This window comes from Actinoallomurus soli, assembly GCF_024055715.1.
Classification (GTDB): Bacteria; Actinomycetota; Actinomycetes; order Streptosporangiales; family Streptosporangiaceae; genus Actinoallomurus; species Actinoallomurus soli.
In genome coordinates this window covers 993,654-1,020,404 of record NZ_JAMXMV010000001.1, presented here as the reverse complement: position 1 = coordinate 1,020,404, position 26,751 = coordinate 993,654, and the positions used below count along the sequence as shown (strand labels likewise).

Sequence of the window (26,751 nt, the reverse complement as noted above, 5' to 3'; positions counted from 1 at the left end):
CGGTCCGCCTCAGCGGACGAGGGAGATCATCAGGGCGACGACGGCGGCGGCCGCGTAGAGGCCGGTGGCGGCGGCGACCGCGCGGTACCGGCGCTCCGGCGGCCGGCCCAGCGCGTTCAGCAGCACCGCCAGGGCGGGGAGCACGAGGACCGCGTGCAGGGTGATGCCGTGCACCCATTTCAACGATCCTGCCGTGTCGTACGCCTCCTGCCGGTGACCGGAACGGATCAGCACCTCGCCCTTGGCGATCATGGCCGCCCCGGTCGCCAGGCCCACCATCAGCAGCCCGAAGCCCGCCCGGAGGGCCAGCCGCAGGTCCGCCGGGCCACGCGTCCTCCCCCGGAACGCCGTGACCGCCAGGGCGCCGAGCACGACGATGAGGACGGCACCGCCGAAGGCGAGACTCATGGCGATCGCCGTGCTCAGCGGCGTCTCGGTGTCGAAGTGGGACGGCACGTGCCGCCACGCCTGCACGGTGATGCCGGCGACCTCCAGCACACAGTCGGCGGCGAAGACCCCGAGGAGCCACGACCGTACGCGCGGGCTCAGCAGCAGGTACGACGCAACCCAGGTGATCGAGATCAGCGTCAGCCCGAACGACAGGCCGAACGTCGTCGGCTTGCGCCAGGACACCGGCCCCTCCCACGGCCCGCCGCGCACCAGGAACACGCCGAAGTGGAACAGCCCCGAGGCGATCAGCACCGCGCCGACGACGTGGCAGAGACGCTCGATCCGCCGGCGGCCCGCCCAGTGGGCACGGGCCCGACCCAAGATCGCACGCGGGACCGTACGGGCCGTTCCGGCGTCCTGAGCGGCGGTCGATGGAACTGTCATGCGCCCCTCCTTCGCTCCCCCGAAGGATGGCGGGACAGCCCCGGACGGATCGTCCGTCGGGAAGAGGCAGCGCCGCTGCTCCGGGCGGGGTAGCCCGCCGGCACGCCGGCTACTCCGGGCGGAGTACGGCCCGCGCGAGCGGCCGCCGGTCACCTCGACGGGCCCGCGGGCGAGTTACTTGACGGGCCCGCGGTCGGCGCCTTGACGGGCCTGCGGGTCAGCCGCCGGTCGCCTTGGCGGGGCCGGCCCAGATGCCGCGGACGTGCCGCAGGTGGTGACGCATCAGCGTCTCGGCGCCCTTGACGTCACCGCGCGCGATCACGTCGAGCAGGGTCAGGTGCTCCCGCGCCGAGGGCAGCAGTTCGCCGCGCTCGGCGAGCTTGGGCACGCCGTACAGGCGGGAGCGGTGCCGCAGCTCACGGACCACCTCGACCAGCTGCGCGTTGCCGGCCAGGGCGAGCAGCTCCAGATGGAACGTCTGGTCGGCCTCGATGTAGGCGAGGATGTCGCGGCGCTCGGCGGCGGCGACGATCGCCTCCGCCATCGGGCGCAGCCTCTCGACCCCGTCGGGCGACGCGGCGACCCGGCCCACGGTCGGCACCTCGATGAGCGCGCGAACCTCGGTGATGTCGTCCAGGTCCCGGTCGGACAGCTCGGTGACCCGGAAGCCCTTGTTCCGTACGACGGTGACCAGGCCCTCTTTGACCAGGTCCAGCATCGCCTCGCGAACGGGGGTGGGCGAGACGCCGAACCGTTCGGCCAGCGCGGGCGCGGAGTAGACGACGCCGGGCCGCATCTCCCCGGCGACGAGCGAGGCACGCAGCGCCTGCGCGATCTGGTCGCGGACGTTCTGCCGCACCCCCAGCGACGGCAGGTTCAGCTCGCTCAAGCGCCCTCCTTCGCCGGAGGAGCGACCAGAGGCGCTGTGCCCATGATTCGCTCGCTTCGCTCGCTCAAGCGCCCTCCTTCGCTCTCTTCACGCCCACGGTGACGATCCTGCCAGGGCGGTGTCGCCGCTCGTGACCGGGCCCTCGGCGCGCTACCGGGTGTCTCTCCGTTCGAGTCTCTGCTCGACGCGTCGTGACCGGTGCCCGGGGAACCGGGCACGACGCGTCGAGCGGGTCAGGCCACGCCGCCGAGGTACGCCTCGACGACGCGGGCGTCGGCGGCCAGGTCCGCCGCGGGCCCGTCGAGCACGCAGCGGCCGTTCTCGATGACGTAGCCACGGTGGGCGATCTTGAGCGCGGCCTTCGCGTTCTGCTCGACGAGCAGGACGGCGGTGCCGTCCTCGTTGATGTCGCGGATGACGTCCATGACCGCCGCGACGATCAGCGGGGCCAGCCCCATCGACGGCTCGTCGAGCATGAGCAGCCGGGGCCCGGCGACCAGCGCCCGGCCGATGGCCAGCATCTGCTGCTCGCCGCCCGAGAGGGTGCCGCCCTGCTGGGAACGCCGCTCGGCGAGCTTCGGCAGCAGGGCGTACGCCCGGTCGACGCGGCGGGCCAGTTCCTTGGCGTCGCGCACGAGGTAGCCGCCGAGCAGCAGGTTGTCGTGCACGGTCAGGGTGCTGAAGACCCGCCGCCCCTCCGGCACGTGCACCAGGCCGCGTCCGACGATCTTCGGCGGCGCCTCGCGGGTGATGTCGTCGCCCTCGTACGTGATCCGCCCGGCGCCGGCCCGTACCAGCCCGGACACCGCGGACAGCGTCGTCGTCTTGCCGGCGCCGTTGTTGCCGAGCAGCGCGACGATCTCACCCTCGCCCACGGTCAGCGACAGCCCGCGCAGGGCCTGGACCCCGCCGTAGCTCACCTCCAGGTCACTCACCTCGAGCACCGCCGACCTCCTCTCTGGCCGCCTCGATCTCCGCCTCGTCGGCGTCCCGCCCGAGGTACGCCTCGATGACCGCCGGATCGGCGCGGACCTGTTCGGGCGGCCCGTCGGCGATCTCCCGGCCGAAGTTGAGCACGACGACCCGGTCGGAGACCTCCATGACCAGGCCCATGTCGTGCTCGATCAGCGCGATCGCGATGCCGAGGTCGCGGATCCGCCGGATCAGGTCGAGCAGCTCGGCCTTCTCGCCGTGGTTCAGCCCGGCGGCGGGCTCATCGAGCAGCAGCAGCTTCGGCCGACGGGCCAGCGCGCGGGCGATCTCGACCCGGCGCTGCTCACCGTACGGCAGGTTCCGTACGAGCCCGGCCCGGTCACCACGGAGGCCGACGAAGTCGAGCCACTTATGCGCCTCCTCGGTGCCCTCGCGCTCGCTGCGGCGGTACCGGGGCGTGTGCAGCAGCGCGTCGACGACCCGCTGGCGCAGCCACAGGTGCGTGCCGGCCCGTACGTTGTCCAGCACCGACATCTCGCCGAACACCCGCAGGTTCTGGAACGTGCGGGAGACGCCCCGGGAGGCGATCAGGGAGGGCCGCCGCCCGGTCACGTCCGCGCCGTCAATGCGGATCCGGCCGGCCGTGGGCTTGTAGAACCCGGTGACGCAGTTGAACGCCGACGTCTTGCCCGCGCCGTTCGGGCCGATCACCGAGACGATCTCGCCCGCGCCGACGCCGAATGACAGCCCGTCCACGGCCAGTACACCGCCGAAGGACAGCCGAAGGTCCTCGACTTCCAGCATCACCGCTCCCTCGATCGATGGGGCCACAGGCCCTGCGGCCGAGCGATCATGACGATGATCAGCAGCACGCCGAACGCGAAGAACCGGTAGTCGGCCAGGCCGCGCAGCACCTCCGGCAGCAGGCTGATCACGATCGCGCCGAGCACGACGCCGGGCGTGGAGCCCATGCCGCCGAGCACGACGGCCATCAGCACGAGCGCCGACTGCAGGAACGTGAAGCTGGCCGGTGAGATCGCCGACAGCTGCGCCGCGAACAGCACCCCGGCGAGTCCGCCCCAGATCGCGCCCGCGATGTAGGCGGCCAGCTTCACCTTGTACGTGTTGATCCCCATCGCCTCGGCGGCGTCCTCGTCCTCGCGGACGAACCGCCACGCCCGGCCGATCCGGGACCGGCCGAGCCGCGCCGCGAGCAGCACGGCCGCCGCGACGATGAGCAGCACGGCGTAGTAGAAGACGACCTGGCTGGACGTCGCGTCGCCGAACAGCCCGGGGATGCCGTAGATCCCGGACGGGCCGCCGGTGATGCTCAGGTTGTTCGCGGTGATCCGGATGATCTCCCCGAAGCCGAGCGTCACGATCGCCAGGTAGTCGCTGCGCAGCCGGAGCGTCGGCCCGCCGATGATGACGCCCGCGAGCACCGTCACGACGATGACCGCCGGGACCGTCGCCAGCAGCGGGATCTTCAGCTCGGTGGACAGCACCCCGCTGGTGTAGGCGCCCACCGCGAAGAACGCGGCGTACCCCAGGTCGAGCAGGCCGCAGTAGCCGACGACGATGTTCAGCCCGACGGCGAGCATGACGAAGACGACCGCGCTGGTCATCACGTCCATCGCGTACGGCGTGGCGATGACGAACGGCGCGAGCAGCCCGATCGCCAGGCCCGCCCAGCCCAGGTGCCGGCTCTCCAGGAACCGCGTGACGAACGTCGGGCCCCGCCCCTTCACCGGCTTCACCGGCGGATCCTGCACCGTCGCGCCCTTTCCCGCGCTCATACCCGCTCCGTGACGCGTTCGCCGAGCAGGCCGGTGGGCCGCACGGTCAGGAACAGGATGAGGAAGCCGAACGCGAAGACGTCGCGCCACTGGCCGCCGACGAAGTGCGTGCCGAACGACTCCAGCAGGCCGAGCAGCAGGCCGCCGAGCATCGTGCCGGGGATGTTGCCGATCCCGCCGATGACCGCCGCGGTGAACGCCTTGAGCCCGATGATGAAGCCCATCAGGAAGTCGATCTTCCCGTAGTAGCCGCCGGCCATGACGCCCGCCGCCCCGGCGAGCGCGGAGCCGATGAAGAACGTCCGGGAGATCACCTTGTCGACGTCGATGCCCATGAGCAGGCACGCCTTCGGGTCCAGGGCGATGGCCCGCATCGCGCGGCCCTGCCGGGTCCGGGTGATCAGAAGGTTCAGCGCGACCATGAGGACGATGGAGACCGCCATCAGGGCGAGCTGCTGCCAGGTGATCAGCGCGCCGAGGACGTGCAGCGCCGTGCCGTCGAGCCGGACCTGGTAGACCTTCGGGTTCGGTCCGGCGACGATGCGGGTGCCGTACTCCAGGGCGAACGACGCGCCGACCGCGGTGATCAGCAGCGAGAGCCGGGGCGCGCCGCGCAGCGGCCGGTAGGCGACCCGCTCGATGACGACGCCGGACAGGCCGGTCGCCACCATCGTGAGGATCAGCACGACGAACAGGGCGACGAGCGAGGAGGACTTCACCAGCCCGCCCATCGCCCCGAGCATCGCGAACCCGCTGAACGCGCCGAGCATGTACAGGTCGCCGTGGGCGAAGTTGAGCAGCTTGATGATGCCGTACACCATGCTGTAGCCCAGCGCGACCAGGGCGTAGAACGAGCCGACGAACAGGCCGTTCCAGATCAGCTGTGACATGGACCGGGGCCTACTTCAGCGCGTCCTGGAGCACGAACTTGCCGTTCTTGACGACGAGGATCACGAAGCCGCCGCTGGTGAGCGTGTGCCGGTCGGTGAACTTCAGCGGACCGGAGAACAGCTGCAGCCCGTTGATGCCCTCCAGCGCCGTGACGAGCTTGTCGCCGTCGGTGCTGCCGGCCTTCCTGATGGCCTCGGCCGCGACGCGCACGGCGTCGTAGGACTGGGTGGAGTACGGGCCGGGGTCGGCGCCGAACTTCTGCTTGTAGCCGGCGATCCAGTTCTCCGCGCCCTGGATGGTGTCCGGGGTCTGGGTCATCGTCGCGTACGCGCCCTCGGCGGCGGTCCCCCCGGCGATCTTGACGAGCTTGGCGTCCACCGAGCCGTCGGCGACCATGAATTTGCCCTTGTACCCGGCCTGCCGGAGCTGCCGCAGGATCAGGCCGCCCTCCTGGTAGTAGCCGGTCCAGTAGACGAAGTCGGGCTTGGAACGCAGCAGATTGGCGACGTTCGCGGAGTAGTCGCTCTCCCCCGGGTTGACCGCGTCCAGCGTCGCCTTGTCGGGGCCGCCCGGCTTGTCGAGCTCGGCGGCGGTGCGCACCGCGATGTCCTTGGAGTAGGACGTGTTGTCGTGCAGGAGCGCGACCCGCTTGGCGCCGCTCTTGGTCATCCAGGTCATCGCGGCGACGGCCTGCTGGTCACCGGTGCCGTTGACGAAGAACACGTGCTTGAGCTTCTGGTCGACCAGCTCGGTGGAGTTGGCCGCCGGGATGATCATCGGGATCTTGCGGCGGTCGAAGACCGGCAGCGTGGGCAGGGTCGCGCCCGAGCAGTACCCGCCGACCGAGACCGCGACGTTCGCGGCGACCAGCTTGTTCGCGGCGGCGACCGCCGTCTTCGGGTCGCAGGCGTCGTCCTCGGCGCGCAGCTGCAGCTTGCGGCCGATCACACCGCCCTTCGCGTTGATCTCGTCGATCGCCATCTGGGCGCCGTTCTTCATGTACGGGCCGATGTCGGCGCTGCTCCCGGACAGGGGGATGTCCATCCCGAGCAGGATGGGGCCCTTGTCCTTCTTGCTGTCGCCGCCGAGCACGCCCTGGCCACAGGCCGAGGCGGTCAGAGCGGTCGCCGCCAGCGCGACGCCGAGCGCTGCTTTCCTCATCATTGGGGATCTCCGATGCGTGAGCGACGGATAGGGGGAGAGTGGGTACGGGGAGATGGCGGCGCGGCCGGGACGGCCGCGCCGCGTCGGGCGGTCGGTTCGGGGTCTTAAGGAGCGGAAGGTCAGAGGAGGAACCCCTCGGGGAAGGGGTCGTCGGGGTCGAGCAGGTACTGCGCCGTGCCGGTCACCCAGGCCCGGCCGGTGATGGCCGGGACGATCGCGGGCCGCGAGCCGCCGACGGTGGTCTCCTCGGCGATCCGGCCGACGAACCGGCTGCCGATGAACGACTCGTTGACGAACTCCGCGCCCGGCGCGAGCTCCCCGCGCGCGTGCAGCTGGGCGAGCCGGGCGGAGGTGCCGGTGCCGCACGGCGAGCGGTCGAACCACCCCGGATGGATCGCCATCGCGTGCCGGGAGTGCTTCGCGTCCGAGCCGGGCGCGACGAACTGCACGTGGTGGCAGCCCGCGATGTCGGGGTTCTCCGGGTGCACGGGGTGGCGCTGCTCGTTGATCGCCGCCATCATCGCCAGGCCGGCGGTCAGGATGTCGTTCTTGCGTTCCCGGTCGAACGGCAGCCCGACCCGCTCGATCGGCAGGATCGCGTAGAAGTTGCCGCCGTAGGCCATGTCGTACGTGACGGGCCCGATGCCCGGCACGTCGACGGTCTGGTCGAGGGCGTCGACGAACGACGGGACGTTCCGGATCGTCACGCTCCTCGCCGCGCCCTCGCGCACCTCCACCTCGGCGACGACGAGCCCGGCGGGCGTGTCCAGCCGGATCGTGGTGACCGGCTCGACGACCTCGACCATCCCGGTCTCGACCAGCACGGTGGCCACGCCGATCGTGCCGTGCCCGCACATCGGCAGGCAGCCGGACACCTCGATGTACAGCACGCCGTAGTCGGCGTCCGGCCGGGTCGGCGGCTGCAGGATCGCGCCGCTCATCGACGCGTGCCCGCGCGGCTCGTACATCAGCAGCGTGCGGATGTGGTCGAGGTGCTCCATGAAGTACGCGCGCCGCTCGAACATCGTCGCGCCGGGGATGACGCCGACGCCGCCGGTGACGACGCGGGTCGGCATCCCCTCGGTGTGCGAGTCCACGGCGTGGAACACGTGCCTGCTACGCATTGCTCTCCAGGTGCGCGGCGGCCTCCGTGGCGGCCCGCACGGTCGCGGCCTGCTCCTCGGTCAGCGAAAGGCGGGGCGGGCGGCAGGGCCCGCCGTACCGGCCCATGACGTCCATCGACAGCTTGATCGCCTGGACGAACTCGGTACGGGAGTCCCAGCGCAGCAGCGGGTGCAGCGCGCGGTACAGCGGCAGCGCCCGCTCCAGGTCGCCCGCGACGGCCGCCCGGTACAGCGCGACGCTCGCCTTCGGCAGGGCGTTGGGGTACCCGGCGACCCAGCCCTTGGCGCCGGCGATGGCCAGCTCCAGCGTCACGTCGTCCGCGCCGATCAGCAGGTCCAGCTCGGGGGCCAGCTCGGCGATCCGGTAGGCGCGGCGCACGTCGCCGCTGAACTCCTTGACCGCGACGATGTGACCGGCCCCGTGCAGGCGGGCCAGCAGTTCCGGGGTCAGGTCCACCTTGGTGTCGTACGGGTTGTTGTACGCGACGATCGGCATGCCCGCCTTGGCGACCTCGGCGTAGTGGGCCTCGACGATCCGGTCGTCCGCGCGGTAGGCGTTCGGCGGGAGCAGGAGCACCGCGGACGCGCCCGCCTCGGCGGCCTGCTCGGCCCAGCGCCGCGAGTCCGCGGAGCCGTACGCCGCGACCCCGGGCACGACCCGGTCGCCGCCGATCGCCTCGACGGCGGTCCGCACGACCCGCGCCCGCTCGTCGGGAGTGAGGTTCTGGTACTCGCCGAGCGAACCGTTGGGGCACACGCCGTCGCACCCCGCGTCGATCAGTCCGCGGACGTGCTCGGCGTACCGGTCGAAGTCGACCGACAGGTCCTCGCGCAACGGCAGCGCGGTCGCGACGAGGACGCCGTGCCAGGGCTTACGGGGGACACTCATGCGGTTCTCCCTTGTGCGATGTGACATTTCACGTTGGACCGAGCGCGGCCGTCAATACGTGGCCGGACTCGTGATCCGTCCGTTATGCCGGGTTAATCGGATGGTTTTCGTCGCGCGGGTTCTCGGGCTCCCCGGCGAGGTCGCGGAGGCGTACGGGCTGGGCGATCGGCCGTCGCGCCGTTCCGAGCAGGTCCTCCGGGCCCGGGATCCGGCCGCAGACGCCGGTCGTGAGCCAGGCCGTCGCGTAGCCGCACACCCGGCCCTGGCACCGGCCCATGCCGGCCCGGCTGAGGAGCTTGGCCGACCGCGGGCCGGTGGCGCCGAGCTCGGCCGCCTCGGCCAGCCGCCCGCAGGTCACCTCCTCGCAGCGGCAGACGAGCGTGTCGTCCCGCAGCCGGTCCATCCAGCCGGGACGGACCGGGTACGCCGCGTGCATGGCCGCCGCGAACGCGCGCAGCCGCCGGCGGCGGGCCAGCAGCCGCTGGACGCCGGCCGGGTCCGGGGCGACCCCGCCCGCGGCCTCCGCGACGGCCAGCCCGGCCAGCTCGCCCTCGACGAGGGAGAGCTGCGCGCCGCCGACCCCGGTGGTCTCCCCCGCAGCGTACACGCCGGGCACGCTGGTGCGCTGCGCGACGTCGACCGCGACGACCAGGCTGCCGTCGGCGTCCATCCGGGTGGCGCAGCCGAGCTGCAGCGGGAGCTCCAGCTGCGGTGTGAAGCCATGACCGACCGCGACCGTGTCGCACGCGATGACGCGCTCGCGCACCGGCGCCCAGTCCCGGTCGAGACGGGCGACGGTGACCGCCTCGACCCGGTCGTCCCCGTGCGCGGCGACGACGGCGTGGCCGGTGCGGTACGGGATGCGATGCCGGGCCAGCAGGGCGGCGTAGCCCGCGCCCTCCCGCGCCTTGTCCGGGTGCCGGGCGACGTGCCGGGCGAAGCCGTACGGGCGGTTCGCCTCGAAGACGCCGGCGATCGTCGCGCCGGCCCCGGCCAGGCCGGTGGCCACGGGCAGCAGGAACGGTCCGGTGCCCGCCACGACGATCCTCTCGCCCGCCGTGACCCGGTCGCCCTTCAGCAGCGCCTGCGCGCCGCCCGCGGTCAGCACGCCCGGCAGGTCCCAGCCGGGGAACGGCAGCGACCGGTCGTGCGCCCCCGTCGCGACGACCAGCGCCCGCGCGCCGATCCGTACCGGGCGCTCGTCGCGGTCACCGGTGAGGGCGTGCACGGTGAACCCGTCCTCGACGTGCCACACCCGGTGCCCCGGCAGGTACGTGAGCCGGTCGAGCGCGCCCCGGAGCCGTACGAAGGCGTCCCAATCGTGGTGGAGACGGCCCGTCTCGGCCGCGTGGTGCCGGTAGTACTGCCCGCCGGGCCTTCGTCCCGCGTCGACGAGCGCGACGTCCAGTCCGGCCGTCGCCGCGGCCACCGCCGCCGCCAGGCCCGCCGGGCCCGCGCCGATCACCACCAGGTCACGCATCCCGGTCACCGCCCTCCACCGTGTCGCCCTCCCGCGCCTCGACCATGCAGGCCCGCAGCGACGGGCGGTCGTTGACGGTGACCAGGCAGTCGAAGCACACGCCGATCCCGCAGTACAGCCCGCGCGGCCGCCCGCCGAACCGCGTCGTACGCCATGAGCGGATGCCCGCGGCGGTCAGGGCGGCGCCGATGCTCTGGCCCGGTTCGAACGGCACGGGCCGCCCCTCGAAGACGAACTGGCTCATGGGTGCTCCGGGAAACGGTCGGGGCGGAACGGGTGCAGGTCGAGGTCCGGCGGCGCGCCGGTGAGGGACTGGGCGAGCAGGTGGCCGGTCGCCGCCGCCAGGCCGATCCCGGCGCCCTCGTGGCCGCAGGCGTGCAGCAGCCCCTCGGCGCGCGGGTCGGGGCCGATGACCGGCAGGTGGTCGGGGCAGTAGGGCCGGAACCCGCAGTAGGCGCGGATCGCCGCGACGTCGCCGAGCGCCGGGAACAGCCGGATCGCCTGGCGGGCCAGCCGCCGCAGCGCCGCCATCGACAGCGTGCGGTCGAACCCGACCCGCTCGCGGCTGGCGCCGATCAGGATCGTGCCGGCCGGGGTGCCCTCGACGACGGCGGAGGACTCCAGCCCCTCGTCGTCGCTCGCGACGTTCGCGACGTACTCGGCCGCGTACACCTTGTGCCGGATCAGCGGCGGCAGCGGCTCGGTGACGAGGATGAAGCCCCGGCGCGGCAGGATCGGGACGGTCACCCCGGCCAGGGCCGCGACCTCCCCGCCCCAGGTGCCGGCGGCGTTCACCACCGCTCCGGCGGCGAGGTCGCCCCGGTCGGTGCGGACCCCGGTGACCCGGTCGCCGCTTCGCAGCATCCCGGTCACGGTGACGCCCGTACGGACCTCGGCTCCCGACGCGCGCAGCAGGTGCGCGGCGGCCAGCATCGGCTGGACCTGCGCGTCCTGCGGGTAGAACATGCCGCCGGCCAGGTCGGGCGCGAGGTGGGGCTCGTAGCCGGTCAGCTCGGCGGCGGGAACCTCGACCGCGTCGACGCCCGCGGCCCGCTGCTCGACCGCCAGCCCGGCGAGCCCGGCCACGCCCTCCTCGGTCTCGGCGACGACGAGACCGCCCTTGGGCTCGTACTCGACCGCCGCGCCGAGTCCGTCCTCGGCGGCGAGCTCCGCCCACCGCGCGGAGGACAGGACGGCGAGGTCGAGCTCCGGCCCGGGCTCCTTGTCGGAGACGAGGAGATTGCCCTCCCCCGCCCCGGTGGTGCCTCCGGCCACCGCGCCGCGCTCCACGACGGTCACCGTCAGCCCGGCCCGCGCCGCGTAGTACGCGCACGCGGCACCGACGACGCCACCGCCGACGATCACCACGTCAGCACTGCTCACGAGCGGTAAAATGTCACATGGCTCACATCTCGCACAAGAGGGCACTCAGCTGACCGCGGGCCGGATGAGACTCCCTATCGCGGATCATCCGTACCTGGTGGTCTCGGACGACCTGCTTCGAGTCGATCCGCGCTCGGAAGTGTGACGGCTGTACCCGCCGCCCCCGTAGCCGGTTTCCCGGAACCTGGTGCGCTCGGACCTGGTGCGCTCCGACTCGGAACTCCGGATCCTGGTGCGCTCGTACGGCACACCGACATAGCGGCCTGGTCCATACCGGCGGCCTTCGTACCGACCGGGTTCGTACCGGCCGGGTCCGAACGGGCCCTCTCCGTACCGGCTTGGTCCGTACCGGCTCCTCTCGTACCGGCTGCTCTCGTACCGGCCCCTCTCATGGCGGCTGCTCTCGTAGCGGCCTTCTCCGTACCGGCTTGGTCCGTACCGGCTCCTCTCGTACCGGCTGCTCTCGTACCGGCCCCTCTCATGGCGGCTGCTCTCGTACCGGCCTTCTCCGTACCGGCCGTGCCCCGATCGGCCATCCCACCAGGGGGGCGGCTCACTGCGGGGAAGTCCGGCGCCGGCCACCGTCCGGACAGGAGGGGCACTGGTCAGAGCCATCGCCGTGGCGCCTTGAAGACCCCCGCCGAAACCACCGGCACCGAGCACAGTCAGGCCCAGTGCGGCTATCAGTTTCTTGCCGCGATCCATGATTCCCTCCGCTCACGTTTCGCCGCCGACAGGCTCCCGTTCCCGCAGGGGCGTTTCAGCGCCGCGCGCCGAATCCCGCACGCGGCCGCACAACCGGCCGAAGCTTCTCCGGCTGCCTCCGAAGGAGAGGCCTGGCGGAAGATGCCTTTTCACCCACGCTAAACAGACAAGTTGTAGATTCGGGGCAAAAGCGCAGGTAATTCGCGCACAAGGCGGTTCACCGCGCAGCTGATCGCGGTGGTCAGCGTGCGTCCGGCGGCCGGCACGACCCGCTCAGATCGTCTGTACCGCGAACCACCCGGCGGTTCAGCCGGTTCGGCAGAGTGCGTGGTCGATCAGCGCCAGGGCCGCTTTCCCCTGACGCTCCGCGGCGGCGTCGGAGCCCTCGAACTCGGTGGACATCGAGACCACGGCGCCCCGGCGGCCGTCTTCGGTGAAGCCGTTCCTCGTCATGAAGCCCAGGATGTCCCCGCCATGGCCCCAGTAACGTCCGCCGCAGGACAGCGGGATGGAGAACAGCGCGAACCCGTACCGCGCGCCGGGAAAGGCCTTCCGCACCTTCGCGTTCACGGGGACGGTCCGCTTCATCTCGGCCAGCTCCGCCGGGTGCAGCAGCCTGCCGGTGAGAAGAGCGCGGTAGAAGCGGTCCAGGTCGGCGGTGGTGGAGATCATGGCGCCGGCGGAGTCGGCGGTGTAGGCCTCACGGGTCAGGGTGACGTCGATGAGCGTGCCGTCCGGGAAACGGTCATAGCTCGCGGGATGCGGGGCCGGAAGGTCCGGGGAGAGGCCCGGCACGGTCGTGTTCCACAGGCCGAGCGGACGGACGATGCGCCGATCGACCTCCTCGGACCACGGGTGACCGGTCACCCGCTTGATGATCATCCCGAGCAGGATGTAGCCGGCGTTCGAATACTTCCATGAGGTCCCGGGCGCGAAGGACGGCCGGTGCTTCATGGCCTCCTTCACGACCTCGTCAGGCGGGACGATGTCGAACCGGTGCCGGTAATAGTCGGACGGCGTCTCATGTCCACCGGGGCCGTCGTTCAGGCCACTGGTGTGCTGGAGCAACTCGCGAATCGTGATCTTGCTGCCATCGTTGCCGTTGCCGCGCACCACGCCCGGCAACCAGTGTTCCACCGTGTCGTCCAGCGACAGTCTCTTCTCTCCGGCCAGCTGCAGGATGACCGTCGCCGTGAACGTCTTGGTGGAGCTGCCGATCCGGAAGTGATCATCGGGCTTGACCGGTCGCCGGGAGTGAACGTCACCGACGCCGCTGGTGGCGACAAGGTCACCGCCGTCGCCGGTCACACGTGCCTGGACTCCCGTCACTCCCGTCGCGACGATCGCGTCGGCGTCGTGCTGCAGCCGCCTCTGGTCGTACGGCCGCGAGACGACCGCATGCGGTGACGCGGCCGTCCCGCATGCCCCGACTACGAGTGCACCCGCCAGGACCGCTGCCGGTGCCATCCGGCGCCGCCGGTGCCCCAGGCCCGCTCGCACGACCGGCCGCACAGCTTCACTTTTCACGTATTGTGATGTTCCACTGACGCTGGGCATCCATGCGTCGCCGGGAGGCGGCGGCCGGTCAGCCGAGCCGGGAGAAGCGCCGGGCGGCCACGACGAGGGCGATCATCGTGAAGGCGGCGACGACGGCCAGTTCGACCGGTGGTGCCGGGCGCAGGCCGCCCCAGGTGACCGGCGCGGTCAGCATCGCCCGTCCGTGGACGAGCCGATCGACTCCGACGGTACGCCGCATGGCGTCCACGGCGTAGGTCAGCGGGTCAAGGCGGGAGAGCAACGACAGCCAGCCCGGCAGCGCGCTGATCGGGAACATCGTCCCGGACAGGAAGAGCAGGGGCGCCATCAGCACGCCCAGCACGGCCGTCAGCGTACGGGGCCGCCGGACGAAGACCGCGATCGTCGTGGCCAGCACCGTCAGCGTGAGCGACGTCAGCGCCAGCTCGGCGGTGAGCAGCCCGAAGATCCCAGGCCGGTAGGGGATGTGGAGCAGTCCGGCGCCGGCCAGGATCACCAGGCCCTGGCAGGTCGCGACCGTCATGCCGCCGAGACATCTGCCGATCAGCAGGGTGGCCCGGTGCACGGGGGCGACGAGCATCTCGCGGAGGAAACCGTCCTCCCGGTCCCAGACGATGGACGCGCCCACGGCGACCGTGGCAGGTTGCGCCGCCAGCACCAGCACACCGGGGAACAGGAACGTCAGATAGTCCGACGCGGACCCCACGCCGGAGCCGGCGAAGAGCCCTCCCATCCCGACGCCGAGGATGAACAGGGACATCAGAGACTGCAGCAGGGACACCAGCGTCCCGATCCGATCGCGGAGAAAGTGCAGCATCTCCCGCTGCCAGACCATGCGCGCGGCGCGGAGTTCGGCGGCGAGGCCGCACCCGTACGCCGTGGATGGCGCGGCGCCGCCGGCCATCAGTGGCCTCCCCCGGGCTCGTCCCGGATGTGGCGCCCGGTGTGGTGCAGGAAGACCTCGTCGAGGCTGGGCCTGGTGACGGTCACCTCGTGGACCGGAACGTCCAGGCCCGAGCACAGGCGGGGGACGAGGCTCGCCCCGTTCTCCGCCTGGACGCGCAGACCTCGCGGTCCGGCGACGGCCTCGATGCCGAAGCGCTCGCGGAGCGCCGCGGCCGCCGCCACGTCATCGCCGGTGCGCAGGTCGATGCGGTCGGCGGCGAGGGCCGACTTCAGCTCCGCCGGCGCACCCCGGGCGACGATCCGTCCCTCGTCGACGATGGCGACGCGGTCGCACCGCTCGGCCTCGTCAAGGTAGTGCGTCGTCAAGAAGAGCGTGGTCGTCTCGCGTTCGCGCACCTCGCGAAGGTGGGCCCAGAGCCGGTCGCGTGCCTGCGGGTCCAGGCCGATGGTGGGTTCGTCCAGGAAGAGGACGCGTGGCCGGTGCAGCAGGCCGCGGGCGATCTCCAGGCGGCGGCGCATCCCCCCGGAGAAGGTCCGTACGAGGTGGTCACGCCGTGCCGCGAGCCCGGCCAGATCGAGCATCGCCTCGATCCGGGCGGCCAGTCCCGCCCTCGGCAGGGCGTACAGATCGGCGTGGAAGCGGAGGTTCTCGGCGGCGGTGAGCTCCCCGTCGAGCGTGCTCTCCTGGAAGACGATTCCAAGGCTCCGCCGTACGCGGCCGGGCGCGGTCCGGGCGTCGTGACCGGCCACCTCGATCCGCCCCGCGGTGGGCACGGCCAGCGTGCACAGCATCGCGATGATCGTGCTCTTGCCCGCGCCGTTCGGACCGAGGAGGCCGAACGTCTCGCCCTGCTCGACCGTGAGGTCGACACCGCGCACGGCGTCCACGTCCGGATAGGACTTGTGGAGGCCGGTCGCCCGGATGGCGGGAACGTCCTGGTACCGGCGCGGAGCGTCCGGTTCCGGCCGGCGCATCCGACCGGTTTCGACGACCCCTTCCCCCTCTGTCATGTTCCAGGTACCGGATCCAGGAGGAGAGGGGACGGGATCCGGTCGGGGTGGGCCAGGCGCAGGACGTGCATCCCGAAACCGGACATCCCGGCCATGAGCCCGGGAAGGACGCCCTCCGCCTGCCCGATGACGCCGTTCTCGGTCTCGCCGAAGTGCCGCCACTGCTCATGCGCCTGCACGTTCGCCTCCAACCGGAAGACCGGCTCGTCCTGCAACGTGGCGAAACGCAGGAAGAGTTCGGCGTTCCCCGACCGGCCGTGGCAGAGCGTGTCGTTCCTCAGGCGGGGGAAGTTCCGTAGCGTCGCCGAGACGGCGTAGCGGGTCTCGCGCAGCAGGGACTCATCCTCGCCGCCGAGGATCGCCCAGCTCGCGACGCGGCTCAGGCCGATGCCGGCGGCGCCGTTGCACCAGGCGTTGGCGTAGTAGCGGCCGTTGTGGCGGAAGCCGCCGGGGCGGGTGCGCAGGTCGTACCAATCTCGCGTCGCCTCGTCGAAATGCCGGGCCTCGTAGGCGAAGGCCCGGAGTCCGGCGGTCACGTACTCCGGCCGGTCCGTCAGCCGCCCGAGCCGGATCAGCGCCCATCCGATACCGGCCGCGCCGTGGGCGAATCCGGTCAGATCGGCGGAGGCGACGCGAGGATCGGGTGGTGGCCAGCTCAGCGTGTCGGCGTCCCCGACGCCGTGGCGCAGCAACACCTCCGCGCACGACCGTGCCTGCTCGATGCCCCGGCCGTCCGCCTCGGAGGCGAGCCCGAGCAGCACCGGGACGAGGCCGGCCACACCGCTGAAGATGTCCAGTGCCGTGTCGTCCTCGATCCGGGACCGTAGGTCCTCGCCCAGGCGGACCGCGAGCTTCAGCAGCTCGCGGTCGCCCCACAGGCGGTGCAGGTGGGTGAGCAGGTAGATCAGGCCGCCGATCCCTTTGAAGGCGCCGATCTCGCGGCGATCGGCGGCCGCGATGGCGTGGGACAGCGCCCGTTCGGCCGCCTGCCGGAACTCCGGTCTTGGAGCGATGTGGTCGAGGTAGGCGAGGAACAGCGCGATGCCCGTCGCCCCGTCGTACAGGTCGCCGCCGACGCCGACCCGTACGGGCCCGTCGGGGCCGCTCTTGTAGGACGTCCACGGCGCTGGCTCCGATGGCTCACGGAGCATGGCGCACAGGCGCTCGCCGATCCGGCTCGCCTGCTCGACGCAGGCGGACGTGAACGCCGGGGTGGCGACCTCGCTCGTGGACAGGCCGGCCGCGATGTACCTGCGCTGCTGATCGCGGTTGTCCGCGGACAGCAGCCGGATCCGCTGCACGGCATGGTCGAGCGGAGAGATGTCGAGGCCGGTCGCCAACGCCGTCGTGTGGTCGTGGACCAGCGGGCCGCCGCGGGCGTCCGCGGTGAAGATCGGTACGTCGAGTCGCCACATCGACTCGACCTCCCGCTCCGCGAGCCGGCCGTCCTGGTCCCAGACTTGCGGGAAGGTGCGGACCGTGCCGAGGAGCAGGTCGACCTCCAAGGGGTCGACCAGGCATTTCGGGTGCCGGGCGTACTGCAGCAGATCGACGTAGGCCTGGGTTCCCCAGTTGACGTACCGGACGGAGGCACCGCCGAAGGTCTCCGTCACCGCGCGTACGGCCGCGTCGGGACGGCCCTCGAACCACTCGTACACCCGGCCGAACCCTTCCATGATCGCCTCGGTGAAGTCCTCCGGCCGTACCAACGTGCCGCCGAGGAACACCCGGTTGTACGTCTCCGGCTCGACGCGTACGCCGGTCACGTGCGTCACCGACATCCGGAAGCTGTCGCGCCGCCCTTTGACACAGGGCACGGGCATCGGCACCTCGTACGCCTCGCCTCCGGAGTAGCCGCTGGCCCGGATGGCCGCACCGGAGCCCGCCCCGCGTGGCCACTCGAGCAGACCGGTCCTGAACACCGAGTCGAGCAGTGTCCCCGGCGGTTGGGCCTGACCGCGCAGGATCACGCTGAGGGCGGTCTCGCAGTCGCAGACGTGGGCATGGCCGTCGGCGACCAGAACGTTCTCGAAGTGCAGGTCGTCACCGCCCAGCACGTAGAAGATCCCGAGGTGGCCGCCGAGCTCCCGGTAGATCCGCTCGGCCTCCCCCCGGGTCGTCACCCGGTTACGGCCCGGCGGGATCAGCTCTTCATACCCGTACCCCGTCCGCCGCAGGACGACATGCGGGGCGAAGCCGAGCACGCCGTCGTCGCGCAGCCGGCCGAGCAGTTCCTGCATCGCCGCCTCGGCGGTGAGCGAGCGCGGCTTGTAGACGAACGAACCGGTCGTGCCGTCCGCCAGCCGAGCCTCGATGACGGCGACGCTGCGGGCCCCGGCGTGATAGTCGGACAGACCCGGCCGCAACGACAGGAATGACGAGATGTCCTCGCCGAAGATCTCGCGGCCGATCGCCGCGGCATCCGCATCGAGGCGTTCGATGAGCTCGCACCCGAAATCGGCCAGCAAGGCGGTGACGTGCGCCAGCCAGCGTCCCAGCACCGGGAACCTGAGATGGAACCGGTGATGGGCCGCCGCGTCGGCGAATGTGGCGTCGAGATACGCGCGGAAGTCCTCGCGGGTCGCCTGCTCCCTGTCGATGCCCGCCTCGGCGCGGTAGACCTTCCCGTCGGCCTCCACGGCCCAGGCGAGTGCCAGTTCGAAACGCTCGAAGAGGTGCCACTGCAGACCCTCGGTCATGCGGCGGCCGAACCGGCCGGGACGACGCGCCCGTGCGGCGTCCATCCGGCGACCGAGCTCGCGCAGGAAGGGCTCGCAGGCGATGGCGAGCCGGCCGTAGTAGGTCTCGGGCCGCCGCCAACTCGCGTCCGGCGCATCGTCGGCGGAACGGTCGAACCGGCCGACCGCGGCCTGGTAGGTCGGCAGCCAGGAGCGCTGAACCTCGGCGAAGACCGCCTTGGTGTCGTCATCGGCCTCGCCCAGGCCGAGTTCGTGGTTCCGGAAGACGGTGAGCGCCCGCATGAGGCCGTCCTGGCCGTGACCGGCGGCCGTGGCCGGCCGCGGCGTCTTCACGTCGGTCTTCACGGCGAGCCGCCGGGAGATCCGGTCGATCTTCCAGGTGTCGAAACGAGGCAGCGGGCCGGCCGGCCTCGCCGGTCCGGTCGCGTCCAGCCTGGCGACGACGTGCAGACGTTCGGCGAGGTTCGCGGCGGCGGCGGCGATGTCGACGAAGGAGTGATCACCCAATGGTCGAGACTCCTTTCGGTGCGCGACGGTCAGCGAGCCTGATCGCGCGATCAACGGTGGATGGCCGTTCCGTCCGCGCACGTTCGCGGACGCGCGTGAATCTCGACGCGGGCGCGGTCGACGGCTGCCGACCGCGCCCATTCGGGCGTCTTCACCCGCCGCCTAATAGGTCGGGTGACAGGCGTAGGTGTGGTTGCAGTGATGGGTGCTCGGACAAGCGTAGATCTCGCCGGCGTCGCCCTTCACCCAGAACTCCAGAGACTCCCGGCCGGACTGCTCGATCGGGTCGGGCAGCGAACCGATCCCGGCGCCGAAGGCGGTCGGATCCGCCATGAGCTGGGCACGGAACTCGTCATCGACGACAGCCTGAATCGTCATCGCCCTGTCCATGTGAAATCCCCCCTTTGATCAGGCCTTACGAGGAACGATCTATCCGGACCTGGACGAATATGACCGTTCGGGCCTCCTTGTCATGACTTCATTGTCACTCACCCAGTCACGAACACCGCAACAGGGATGCAACTAATCAGCAAAGGCAGGCCAGTGCGCGATCTGCGCTTTACAAGAACGTTAGCTTGGTTTGCGGTTCATTTGTTGCAACGGCAATCGCCGCAATATCGAATGGTCGCGTGCAGGTGTCACGCGGGTTGCGGGAATCCCGCAGACGGGGCCGGCGCCGAGCCCGGGGAGGGCTGATGGGGCGAACACCGTCTCGTGGCGAAGTCTCTCGCCGGGCCGTCATGGCGGTGGCCGCCATGGCCGCGGCGCTCGCCGGACCTCCGGCGCATTCCCTCCCGGCCGCGGATCACGACGACTCTGCCCTGCGCGAGGTCTTCGCCGAGGCCGTGCGCCAGAACCACTATCCAGGGGCGTTGGCGCAGGCCCGCCGGCCGGGACGGATCCACGACGTCGCCATCGGGGTCGGCGACGTGCGGACCGGCGGACCGCCGCGGCCGGACGCGCGCTTCAGGGCCGGCAGCATCACCAAGACGTTCGTCGCGACGACGGTCCTGCAACTGGTCGCCGAACGCCGGATCCGGCTGACCGACACCGTCGGGCAGTGGCTGCCGGGTCTGGTCGACGGCAAGGGCAACGACGGGGGGCGGATCACCGTTCGGATGTTGCTGGACCATACGAGCGGCCTGTTCGACTACACGAACGACAAGGAGCTGGGCCAGGCCTTCGAACGGGATCCGTCCCGACGGGTCCCGCCACGCGCGCTGGTCCGCGTCGCGGTCTCCCATCCCCCGCTGTTCCGTCCCGGATCGGGCTGGAACTACTCCGACACCGACTATGTCCTGCTCGGGATGATCATCCAGCGGGTCACCGGCCGATCGTACGCCGAAGAGACAACCCGGCGGATCATCCGGCCGCTGGGGCTGCGTTCGACCTACTTCCCCGGCGCATCGCGGTCCATCGATCCTCCGTACCTGCACGGATACACGTCCTCGGGCTCCGGCGCCGTCGAGGACGTGACCGCGCGCACCCCCACTTTCGCGCCCGCCTCCGGTGACCTCGTCTCGACCGTCGGAGACCTGAACCGCTTCGTCTCGGCCCTGCTCGCGGGACGTCTGCTCCCGCGGCCCGTCCTGCGGCAGATGCTGACGCCCGTTCCCAGGTCCCGCGCGGGCTCGGACCTCGACAAGTATGGCCTCGGGGTGATCATCACGAGGCTCCCCTGCGGGGTCACGGTGTACGGCCACGGCGGTACCCTCGACGGATACCTCACCGGCATGGCCGGACGGCCGGGCGGCGCTCACACGCTCGCCTGGGTGGTCAACGGCGGCTGGGGAGTGGAGAAGCAGATGGCGCTGACGGACAAGGCCTACATCGCCGAGTTCTGCGGCGGCCGTGGGCACGCCTCCCCGTCACCGAGCCGTCCATGACTCCGCCGGCACGGCGGGACGTGCTCCGCGTCGACGCCGTCACGGTGACGCCGGCCGGCGAAGACATCGCCGCGCCGCTCCCCCGACACGCCCCCGGACGACCCATCTCGTCATAACGTTGCGTCCATGCCCCATCACCGTTCGCGATCAGGGCGGCGCCCGGCCGCGCTCGCCACCGCGCTCGCCCTGCTCGGCACTCTGGCCTTGCCCGGCTGTTCCACCGCGCGTGGCCACGCCCCCGGCAGGGCGAGCTCTCCGGCCGGCCCCGCCGGCGACGCGATCCAACGGCGGCTGGACGACCTGGTACGCAAAGACGGATACCCCGCCGTGCTGGCCGCCGTCCGCGGCCGCGACGGGCGGGTGCGCGACTACACCGCGGGCGTCGCGGACCTGCGCACCAGAGCCAAGGTGCCGGTCGACGGACAGGTGCGCATCGGCAGCATCACCAAGGGCTTCACCTCCGCCGTCATCCTCCAGCTCGTCGGCGAGGGGAGGATCGGCCTGGACAAGCCGGTCGAGAGCTATCTGCCCGGACTGATCCGCGGGGCCGGCATCGACGGCCGCCGCATCACCGTCCGCCAGATCCTCCAGCACACCAGCGGCCTGCCGGACTACGCCACCATCTTCGATCGGAACTACCTGTCCTACCAGCACGTCTACATGGAGCCCCGGACACTGCTTGACCTCGCGCTGAAGCAGAAGGCCCATTTCAGTCCCGGCACGCGCTGGGAGTACTCCAACACGAACTACATCGTCGCCGGGCTGATCATCGAGAAGGCCACCGGCCGCCCGGTGATCGAAGAGATCACCAACCGGGTGATCAAGCGTGCCGGGCTGCGCCACACCTACTTCCCGATCGTGGGCGACCAGACCATCCATGAGGCCCATCCCCGGGGCTATGCCCCCGAGACGGGCACGACAGGCCCGCTGCGCGACGTCACCGAGCTGGATCCCTCCTGGGCCTGGTCCGCCGGCCAGATCGTCTCGACCAACGGCGACCTCATCCGCTACCTCGCCGCACTGCTCGGCGGGAGACTGCTCGAGCCGGCACAGCTCAAGGAGATGCGCACCACCGTCGGCACCGGGGACAAGCGAGGCGCGGGGTACGGCCTCGGCCTGTTCCGCACCCCGCTGCCCTGTGGCGGCGCGGTGTGGGGACACGACGGTGGAATCCCCGGATACGGCACGGCGGCCTTCGCCGCCGAGGACGGGCGCGCGATCGCCATCGCCGCAACCGCCGAGCCTGTCAGCGACGCCAAGGTCGCGCACCTCGACGCCGTCGTCCTCAGTGCCTTCTGTCCCTGACCCGGGACGCGGCCGGTGAACGACCGTGCCGCGGTCCGCGAACCCGCTGCCGTCGATGGTGGCCCGTCGAGTCGGGGACGCCACCCGACCAAGGTCTGCGCGAACACCGCACCGGGTAGGAATCCGGACTACGGGGACGATCCGCTCTCGGGGGGAGCCTCGATCATGTTGATCTCGGCGAGCTGCCGCGACGCTGAGCCGGCGAGTGTTCGAGGTGTTCGCCGTCGCCGCCGACACGTGGTCGCCGGCGACGCCTGGTCCCGGCGCCGTGACGGATCCGACGCCGGCGGATGACACCCGGCGCCCGACCGCGCGGGCACCGGCCCGCGTCACCGTCGTGGTGGCCACCTGGAACCGCCGCCGGGAACTGGAGCGGACGCTGGCCCGCCTCCGGGCGCTGCCGAAGCGCCCGCCGGTCATCGTGGTCGACAACGCCTCCTCGGACGGTACGGCGGACCTGGTGGCCACCGGGTTCCCGGACGTGCGCCTCGTCGTCCTGCCCGCCAACCGGGGCGGCGCGGCCCGCAACATCGGCGTGCGTCTCGCCCGCACGCCGTACGTGGCGTTCAGCGACGACGACTCCTGGTGGGAGCCCCGCGCCCTGCACGCCGCCGTCCGCGCGCTCGACCGGCATCCGCGCCTGGCGGTGCTGGTCGCGCGGATCGACCTGGGCGACGGGCGGCTCGACCACGTCTCGCGGAAGATGGCGCAGGGGGCACTGGGCCGGGAACCCGACCTGCCGGGACCGTCGGTCCTCCTGTTCCCCGCGTGCGCCGCCGTGGTCCGGCGTGACGCCTTCCTCGACGTCGGCGGATTCGACGAACTGCTGTTCTTCGGCGGCGAGGAGAGCCTGCCCGCCCTGGATCTGGCCGTGTCCGGATGGGGGCTGGCGTACGTTCCGGAGGTGACGGCACGCCACGCGCCGTCCGGCCTTCGCGGGGACTCCGCGCGGCGACTCGCCCTGCACCGCCGCAACGACCTGCTCGTGACCTGGATGCGGCTGTCGGCCGGCCGGGCGCTGCGCCGCACGGGCGCGCTGGCGATCGAGGCCCTGCGCGACCCACTGGCCCGGGACACCCTGCGCCAGGTGCTGCTCCGTCTCCCGGCGGCCCTGGCCCGCCGCCGGCGCGTGCCGCGAGCGTGGGAGCGAAGGCTCGAGGTCCTCCACGAACTGGAGTGAGCCCCCGGACCTCGGGGCACCTGTCCTCCTTCGCTGACCGAAGGTGCCGTGCCCGTCGTTCGGTCGCCTTCAGGCGCAGCTCGTGCGGCGCGTACAGCTGCGAATGCTCGTTCAGGACGGCGCGCGGCAGCGTCGAGCCGGAACGCACCGACGCCGGGATGAACACCGGCGCTCGCCGGTGACGCACGCCCCTCCCTTTACATTGTAGATTTTTATCACGGACCGCATCCAATCGATCACGATACGCTGTTACGCTGACCGCGTGACCTCGGAACCCCCCGCAGGCCGGCCGACGCCCGGCGACTACGACCTGACCCGCGACCTCGTCGGCGGGCTCCCCCACGACCTCGTCCAGCGGTGGCGGCACACCGGCCAGACGGCCGAGGACGCGCGGCGCCTGCTGAGCGGATACGCCGTCGAGGGCTACAGCGTCGTGTCCGACTCGGCCGGGCTGACCCGGCTCAGCGAGCAGGCGGCGCTCCTGGAGGTCCTGGCGCTGATAGACCGGCCGAAGCGGATCCTGCACGCGTACGGCCGGGCCGTCGGGGGACGCGCGATCGGAGTGTGGGCGGCCGACAACGCCCAGATGTTCCATCCGGCGGACACGCGCGCCTCGACGCTGCTCTCGGCCCTCCTGAGCGTGCAGGACGAGATCCGGCGCCACTGCCGGGTCCGGATCGGCATCGGCGTCCACCGTGGGACCTTCGACGAGCTGTCCGGCGGGCTGTACGGCGAGGATGCCGACGGGATCGAGGACATCGCGGAGAACCACACCGAGGGCGGGGAGATCGCCGTGACCGCGCCGGTGGTCGGCCTCCTGCCGTCCGATCACCCCTTCGTCCTGCGTCGCAGGGACGACCTGCGGCATCCGCTCGGCCCGGTCCACCGGGTGCTCGACGGTCCGCGCCTGGAGGACGTGCGTCCCGTCGAGGACGAGCGGTACCCCATCCCCTACTCCCCCGAGTTCCACGCCGACCTGCTGCGCCTCGAGCACTCCCCCGGCGACGCCGAGCTGCTCGCCCGGCTGACCGCCCGGCACCTCCGCGAGCGGACGGTCGTCCTCGTCGAGCGCGGCGGCGCCTCGGCGGGGACCCCCGACCTGGCGGTCCTGAGAGGACTCGCCCTGTCGGCCACGATGCGGGAGACGGCCCTTCGCCTGCTGCCGCCCACCGGCGCCGTCGAGATCAAGGTCGCCGGCCCTCTGGGCATCTACCTCTTCGACGAGCCCGGGCCCGCCGTGAAGTTCGCCCTCCGGCTGCGCTCGGACCTGGCCGAGCGCGAGATCATCTGCCGCATCGGCGTGGACACCGGGCCGGTGCTGACCGGCGAGACGCCGGGCGGCGGCCGGGACATCGCCGGCGCTCCCGTCAACGTCGCGTCGAAGATGGCACAGGACCTCGGACGGCCCGGCCGCGTCTACCTCAGCGAGGCCCTGCGGGCACAGACCGGCCTGGCCCGCTTCGTCCCGGTCGAGCGCGCCGTCTCCGGAGTGCGCATCACCTTCTTCGAAGGCTGAGCCGGCCCGGCGGCCGGGGACGCAAGGGTTCCTCAGGGCGCCGCGTCGTGGGCCTCCGGCCGCCGGTAGCAGTAGCCCACCCGCCGTACGGTCACCAGGCGCGTGCCGTGGCGCCCGAGCTTGCGGCGCAGTCGGTGGACGTGCACGTCGACCGTACGGGGCACGGCCACCGACGCGCCTTCCCAGACCGCGTTCATGAGGTGGAGGCGGGAGATCACCTTTCCGGGGCGGGCGGTCAGGTACTCCAGCAGCTCGAACTCCTGGAACGTCAACGGCACCTCCTCACCGTCCGCCCAGACACGCCTGGCGTCGCGGTCGACGACCAGGTCGTCGGGCTCCTGCCCGGTCGGCCGCCGGCCCCACGGAACAGGCGGGGATCCCCGGGGCGGCACGACGACCGGCGTTCCCACGTCTCCGGCCGGGAGAAGCTGAGCGGTGATCACCACGACCTGGCCGGTCCCGGGAAGCGGGATCACCTCCAAGAGGCCGCCCGGTGGCGTGCCCGGAACCTTCGGCGGCCCGACGTCCAGGTCGGGAGATGAATCAGGGAGGTGAGGGTCGAGCTTCGCAAGCTGAAGTCGTGGCATGGCGGATTCCTTCATCGACGTTCAGGGACCTGTACGAGCACCTGAGGCGGCCGTCCGGCTCGCGCCATCCAGAGTGAGAGATATTTCCTACTTTGTCAATCGACAATACATGGATGCTGACGCAGATGCCGGGGAAGAAGATGAGCGTGATCGGGGTTGTCGTACCATCGGCCAAGAATGACTGGGGGCCGTAAGGTTGAGACCACCATCATTCGGCGTGGAGGTGGGGACGAATGACGGCGGACCGATCGGACGAGGCGACGCTGGACGTGGCGGTCGAGCCACGGGGCGAGTGGTCGCTGGTACACGTGGCGGGCGAGCTGGACTACACGACCGTCGGCGGCATCCGCGACGAGCTCGACGCGATGCTGTCGGCGGGCCAGGTCCGGATCGCGCTCGACCTGTCCTCGCTCGAATTCTGCGACTCGGTCGGGCTCGGTTGCTTCGTCGGCGCCTGGAAGCGCGCGCGTAAGGACGGTGGCGAGCTTCTGCTGCTCCGGCCCGCCGGGCACGTCCAGCGCATGCTCAAGATCACCGGTCTCGACCGGTTCCTGTCCAGCACGGACGAGATCCCCGGAGACGCACCCACCGGTGACGCGGATCTGACGGCGGCACGGTAGGGCGTCAGACGCCCGTCGGCATCTTCACCGCCGCATCTCCGTCGACGCACTGTTCGCCCCGCGGGAGCCCGCCGACCGCCCTGTGACGGCGCCCTGCCGGCCGCCTCGCGGGGACCACCCGGCGACGTCGGCCGGCCACGAGGCCTTCTTCGCGAGGGCCGCTCCGATGCCGTCCCGACGCCGGAGCACACGCCCCTCCCCCGGCAGCACGACGAGGCGCGCTCGGGTTCCATCGGCGATCAGCGATCTGCGGGAGCTGCGGTGGGGACGGCGCTCACCGGGAGGGATCGGGCGGGATCCGCAGCGCGGTGATGGCCGTCGCGAGCATGTCGTAGTGGCCGACGAGCATGATCAGCTCGATGCACTCCCGGTCGCCGAGGTGCGCGCGGAGCCGTTCCCACGCCGTGTCGTCGAGGTCGCGCTCGGCCTGCAGCGCGTCCACCGCCGCCAGGACCGCGCGCTCGCGCGGCGACCAGCCGTCGTCCTCGGCCCCGTGCTCGACGAGCCGGGCCACATCGACGGCGGTGACCCCGGCCCGCGCACCGAGGCGTACGTGATGGCCGAACTCGTAACGACAGCCCCGCAGGTGCGCGACCCGCAGGATGACCAGCTCGGTCTCGCGGCGGGGCAGCAGACCGCCCGGCATCAGCCGGCCGGCGAAGTGGAGCCAGCCGCGGAACAACCGGCGGTGCCGGCCGAGCACCCGGAACAGCACCGGCGGCGCCGTGCCCGCGCGCCGTCCCGCCAGCCGGGCGAACACCCACGCCGGCGTGCCCAGCTCGCGGCGCGAACCGGCCGGGACGCGCGGTCCTGCATCTCTTCGCTCCGCATTCCACGGCGCTGCGCCCTGCGACACCGCACCCCGTGCCCCCGCACCCCGTGCCCCCGCACTCGGCGGCGCTGCATCCTG

At 71.7% G+C, this 26,751-nt stretch carries 24 protein-coding genes; 5 read left to right on the top strand and 19 right to left on the bottom strand.

Annotated features, from left to right (window positions below; all coding sequences use genetic code 11):
* Positions 1-9: 9 nt before the first annotated feature.
* The 17 genes from NDW01_RS04625 to NDW01_RS04545 all read right to left on the bottom strand — a co-directional run bounded on the left by NDW01_RS04625 (position 10) and on the right by NDW01_RS04545 (position 19,125).
* Positions 10-834 carry a hypothetical protein gene (locus NDW01_RS04625; protein ID WP_252816855.1) on the bottom strand — a complete coding sequence of 275 codons (825 nt, stop codon included), beginning with the start codon at positions 832-834 and terminating at the stop codon, positions 10-12.
* A gap of 217 nt (positions 835-1,051) precedes the next feature.
* A complete protein-coding gene (locus NDW01_RS04620; protein ID WP_252816853.1) occupies positions 1,052-1,723 on the bottom strand; it encodes a GntR family transcriptional regulator in 672 nt (223 codons plus the stop codon).
* Between the two features lie 233 nt (positions 1,724-1,956).
* Positions 1,957-2,667, bottom strand: a complete 711-nt coding sequence (locus NDW01_RS04615) for an ABC transporter ATP-binding protein (RefSeq protein ID WP_252816851.1) — start codon at positions 2,665-2,667, stop codon at positions 1,957-1,959.
* Positions 2,651-3,460 (bottom strand): ABC transporter ATP-binding protein, encoded by an 810-nt coding sequence (locus tag NDW01_RS04610; RefSeq protein ID WP_252816849.1) that lies wholly within the window; start codon positions 3,458-3,460, stop codon positions 2,651-2,653. The genes NDW01_RS04615 and NDW01_RS04610 overlap by 17 nt, the downstream gene beginning before the upstream one ends.
* Positions 3,460-4,452: a branched-chain amino acid ABC transporter permease gene (locus NDW01_RS04605; RefSeq protein ID WP_252816847.1), complete on the bottom strand. Its 993-nt coding sequence runs from the start codon at positions 4,450-4,452 to the stop codon at positions 3,460-3,462. Before NDW01_RS04605 ends, NDW01_RS04610 begins: the two co-directional genes overlap by 1 nt.
* Entirely contained in the window at positions 4,449-5,342 is an 894-nt protein-coding gene (locus tag NDW01_RS04600) for a branched-chain amino acid ABC transporter permease (protein WP_252816845.1), read from the bottom strand. Before NDW01_RS04600 ends, NDW01_RS04605 begins: the two co-directional genes overlap by 4 nt.
* Before the next feature lie 10 nt (positions 5,343-5,352).
* Positions 5,353-6,507, bottom strand: coding sequence for a branched-chain amino acid ABC transporter substrate-binding protein (locus NDW01_RS04595; RefSeq protein ID WP_252786481.1), 1,155 nt, complete (start codon positions 6,505-6,507; stop codon positions 5,353-5,355).
* A 119-nt stretch (positions 6,508-6,626) separates the two neighbouring features.
* On the bottom strand, positions 6,627-7,631 hold the full coding sequence (locus NDW01_RS04590; RefSeq protein WP_252816843.1) for a 4-hydroxyproline epimerase: 1,005 nt from the start codon (positions 7,629-7,631) through the stop codon (positions 6,627-6,629).
* Entirely contained in the window at positions 7,624-8,520 is an 897-nt protein-coding gene (locus NDW01_RS04585; protein ID WP_252816841.1) for a dihydrodipicolinate synthase family protein, read from the bottom strand. The genes NDW01_RS04590 and NDW01_RS04585 overlap by 8 nt, the downstream gene beginning before the upstream one ends.
* An 82-nt stretch (positions 8,521-8,602) precedes the next feature.
* Complete coding sequence (locus tag NDW01_RS04580) at positions 8,603-10,000, bottom strand: FAD/NAD(P)-dependent oxidoreductase (RefSeq protein WP_252817382.1); 1,398 nt, start codon at positions 9,998-10,000, stop codon at positions 8,603-8,605.
* Positions 9,993-10,244 (bottom strand): (2Fe-2S)-binding protein, encoded by a 252-nt coding sequence (locus NDW01_RS04575; protein ID WP_252816839.1) that lies wholly within the window; start codon positions 10,242-10,244, stop codon positions 9,993-9,995. Before NDW01_RS04575 ends, NDW01_RS04580 begins: the two co-directional genes overlap by 8 nt.
* Positions 10,241-11,383, bottom strand: coding sequence for an NAD(P)/FAD-dependent oxidoreductase (locus NDW01_RS04570; RefSeq protein ID WP_252816837.1), 1,143 nt, complete (start codon positions 11,381-11,383; stop codon positions 10,241-10,243). The genes NDW01_RS04575 and NDW01_RS04570 overlap by 4 nt, the downstream gene beginning before the upstream one ends.
* Before the next feature lie 1,011 nt (positions 11,384-12,394).
* Positions 12,395-13,615: a serine hydrolase domain-containing protein gene (locus NDW01_RS04565; RefSeq protein WP_252816836.1), complete on the bottom strand. Its 1,221-nt coding sequence runs from the start codon at positions 13,613-13,615 to the stop codon at positions 12,395-12,397.
* A 58-nt stretch (positions 13,616-13,673) separates the two neighbouring features.
* Positions 13,674-14,528 carry an ABC transporter permease gene (locus tag NDW01_RS04560; RefSeq protein ID WP_252816834.1) on the bottom strand — a complete coding sequence of 285 codons (855 nt, stop codon included), beginning with the start codon at positions 14,526-14,528 and terminating at the stop codon, positions 13,674-13,676.
* Positions 14,528-15,505: an ABC transporter ATP-binding protein gene (locus NDW01_RS04555; protein WP_252816832.1), complete on the bottom strand. Its 978-nt coding sequence runs from the start codon at positions 15,503-15,505 to the stop codon at positions 14,528-14,530. The genes NDW01_RS04560 and NDW01_RS04555 overlap by 1 nt, the downstream gene beginning before the upstream one ends.
* 32 nt (positions 15,506-15,537) lie before the next feature.
* Positions 15,538-18,747 (bottom strand): type 2 lanthipeptide synthetase LanM family protein, encoded by a 3,210-nt coding sequence (locus tag NDW01_RS04550; protein WP_252816830.1) that lies wholly within the window; start codon positions 18,745-18,747, stop codon positions 15,538-15,540.
* Between the two features lie 162 nt (positions 18,748-18,909).
* Positions 18,910-19,125 carry a cinnamycin family lantibiotic gene (locus NDW01_RS04545; RefSeq protein WP_252816827.1) on the bottom strand — a complete coding sequence of 72 codons (216 nt, stop codon included), beginning with the start codon at positions 19,123-19,125 and terminating at the stop codon, positions 18,910-18,912.
* A 317-nt stretch (positions 19,126-19,442) separates the two neighbouring features.
* Here NDW01_RS04545 and NDW01_RS04540 point away from each other — a divergent pair, with 317 nt between their 5' ends.
* The 4 genes from NDW01_RS04540 to NDW01_RS04525 all read left to right on the top strand — a co-directional run bounded on the left by NDW01_RS04540 (position 19,443) and on the right by NDW01_RS04525 (position 24,634).
* Complete coding sequence (locus NDW01_RS04540; protein ID WP_252816825.1) at positions 19,443-20,633, top strand: serine hydrolase domain-containing protein; 1,191 nt, start codon at positions 19,443-19,445, stop codon at positions 20,631-20,633.
* A gap of 126 nt (positions 20,634-20,759) precedes the next feature.
* On the top strand, positions 20,760-21,938 hold the full coding sequence (locus NDW01_RS04535) for a serine hydrolase domain-containing protein (RefSeq protein WP_252816823.1): 1,179 nt from the start codon (positions 20,760-20,762) through the stop codon (positions 21,936-21,938).
* Positions 21,939-22,143: 205 nt separating this feature from the next.
* Complete coding sequence (locus NDW01_RS04530) at positions 22,144-23,118, top strand: glycosyltransferase family 2 protein (RefSeq protein ID WP_308211632.1); 975 nt, start codon at positions 22,144-22,146, stop codon at positions 23,116-23,118.
* A gap of 262 nt (positions 23,119-23,380) precedes the next feature.
* A complete protein-coding gene (locus NDW01_RS04525) occupies positions 23,381-24,634 on the top strand; it encodes a nucleotidyl cyclase domain-containing protein (RefSeq protein ID WP_252816820.1) in 1,254 nt (417 codons plus the stop codon).
* 32 nt (positions 24,635-24,666) lie between these two features.
* Here the strand turns inward: NDW01_RS04525 and NDW01_RS04520 are convergent, their stop codons facing one another.
* Positions 24,667-25,221: a winged helix-turn-helix domain-containing protein gene (locus NDW01_RS04520; protein WP_252816818.1), complete on the bottom strand. Its 555-nt coding sequence runs from the start codon at positions 25,219-25,221 to the stop codon at positions 24,667-24,669.
* Positions 25,222-25,454: 233 nt separating this feature from the next.
* Between NDW01_RS04520 and NDW01_RS04515 the strand changes: the two genes are divergently transcribed.
* Positions 25,455-25,841 (top strand): STAS domain-containing protein, encoded by a 387-nt coding sequence (locus tag NDW01_RS04515; RefSeq protein WP_252816816.1) that lies wholly within the window; start codon positions 25,455-25,457, stop codon positions 25,839-25,841.
* Between the two features lie 274 nt (positions 25,842-26,115).
* On the opposite strand, the gene NDW01_RS04510 is transcribed toward NDW01_RS04515, so the two are convergent.
* The gene (locus NDW01_RS04510; protein WP_252816814.1) at positions 26,116-26,601 is read right to left on the bottom strand and encodes a carboxymuconolactone decarboxylase family protein; all 486 of its coding nucleotides are present in this window, start codon (positions 26,599-26,601) and stop codon (positions 26,116-26,118) included.
* Between the last annotated feature and the right edge of the window lie 150 nt (positions 26,602-26,751).

Coding starts and splice junctions, on each gene's coding strand:
- NDW01_RS04625 (WP_252816855.1), bottom strand. CDS start 834: ATGACAGTTCCATCGACCGCCGCTCAGGACGCCGGAACGGCCCGTACG.
- NDW01_RS04610 (WP_252816849.1), bottom strand. CDS start 3,460: ATGCTGGAAGTCGAGGACCTTCGGCTGTCCTTCGGCGGTGTACTGGCC.
- NDW01_RS04605 (WP_252816847.1), bottom strand. CDS start 4,452: ATGAGCGCGGGAAAGGGCGCGACGGTGCAGGATCCGCCGGTGAAGCCG.
- NDW01_RS04600 (WP_252816845.1), bottom strand. CDS start 5,342: ATGTCACAGCTGATCTGGAACGGCCTGTTCGTCGGCTCGTTCTACGCC.
- NDW01_RS04595 (WP_252786481.1), bottom strand. CDS start 6,507: ATGATGAGGAAAGCAGCGCTCGGCGTCGCGCTGGCGGCGACCGCTCTG.
- NDW01_RS04590 (WP_252816843.1), bottom strand. CDS start 7,631: ATGCGTAGCAGGCACGTGTTCCACGCCGTGGACTCGCACACCGAGGGG.
- NDW01_RS04585 (WP_252816841.1), bottom strand. CDS start 8,520: ATGAGTGTCCCCCGTAAGCCCTGGCACGGCGTCCTCGTCGCGACCGCG.
- NDW01_RS04580 (WP_252817382.1), bottom strand. CDS start 10,000: ATGCGTGACCTGGTGGTGATCGGCGCGGGCCCGGCGGGCCTGGCGGCG.
- NDW01_RS04575 (WP_252816839.1), bottom strand. CDS start 10,244: ATGAGCCAGTTCGTCTTCGAGGGGCGGCCCGTGCCGTTCGAACCGGGC.
- NDW01_RS04560 (WP_252816834.1), bottom strand. CDS start 14,528: ATGGCCGGCGGCGCCGCGCCATCCACGGCGTACGGGTGCGGCCTCGCC.
- NDW01_RS04555 (WP_252816832.1), bottom strand. CDS start 15,505: ATGCGCCGGCCGGAACCGGACGCTCCGCGCCGGTACCAGGACGTTCCC.
- NDW01_RS04545 (WP_252816827.1), bottom strand. CDS start 19,125: ATGACGATTCAGGCTGTCGTCGATGACGAGTTCCGTGCCCAGCTCATG.
- NDW01_RS04540 (WP_252816825.1), top strand. CDS start 19,443: ATGGGGCGAACACCGTCTCGTGGCGAAGTCTCTCGCCGGGCCGTCATG.
- NDW01_RS04535 (WP_252816823.1), top strand. CDS start 20,760: ATGCCCCATCACCGTTCGCGATCAGGGCGGCGCCCGGCCGCGCTCGCC.
- NDW01_RS04520 (WP_252816818.1), bottom strand. CDS start 25,221: ATGCCACGACTTCAGCTTGCGAAGCTCGACCCTCACCTCCCTGATTCA.
- NDW01_RS04515 (WP_252816816.1), top strand. CDS start 25,455: ATGACGGCGGACCGATCGGACGAGGCGACGCTGGACGTGGCGGTCGAG.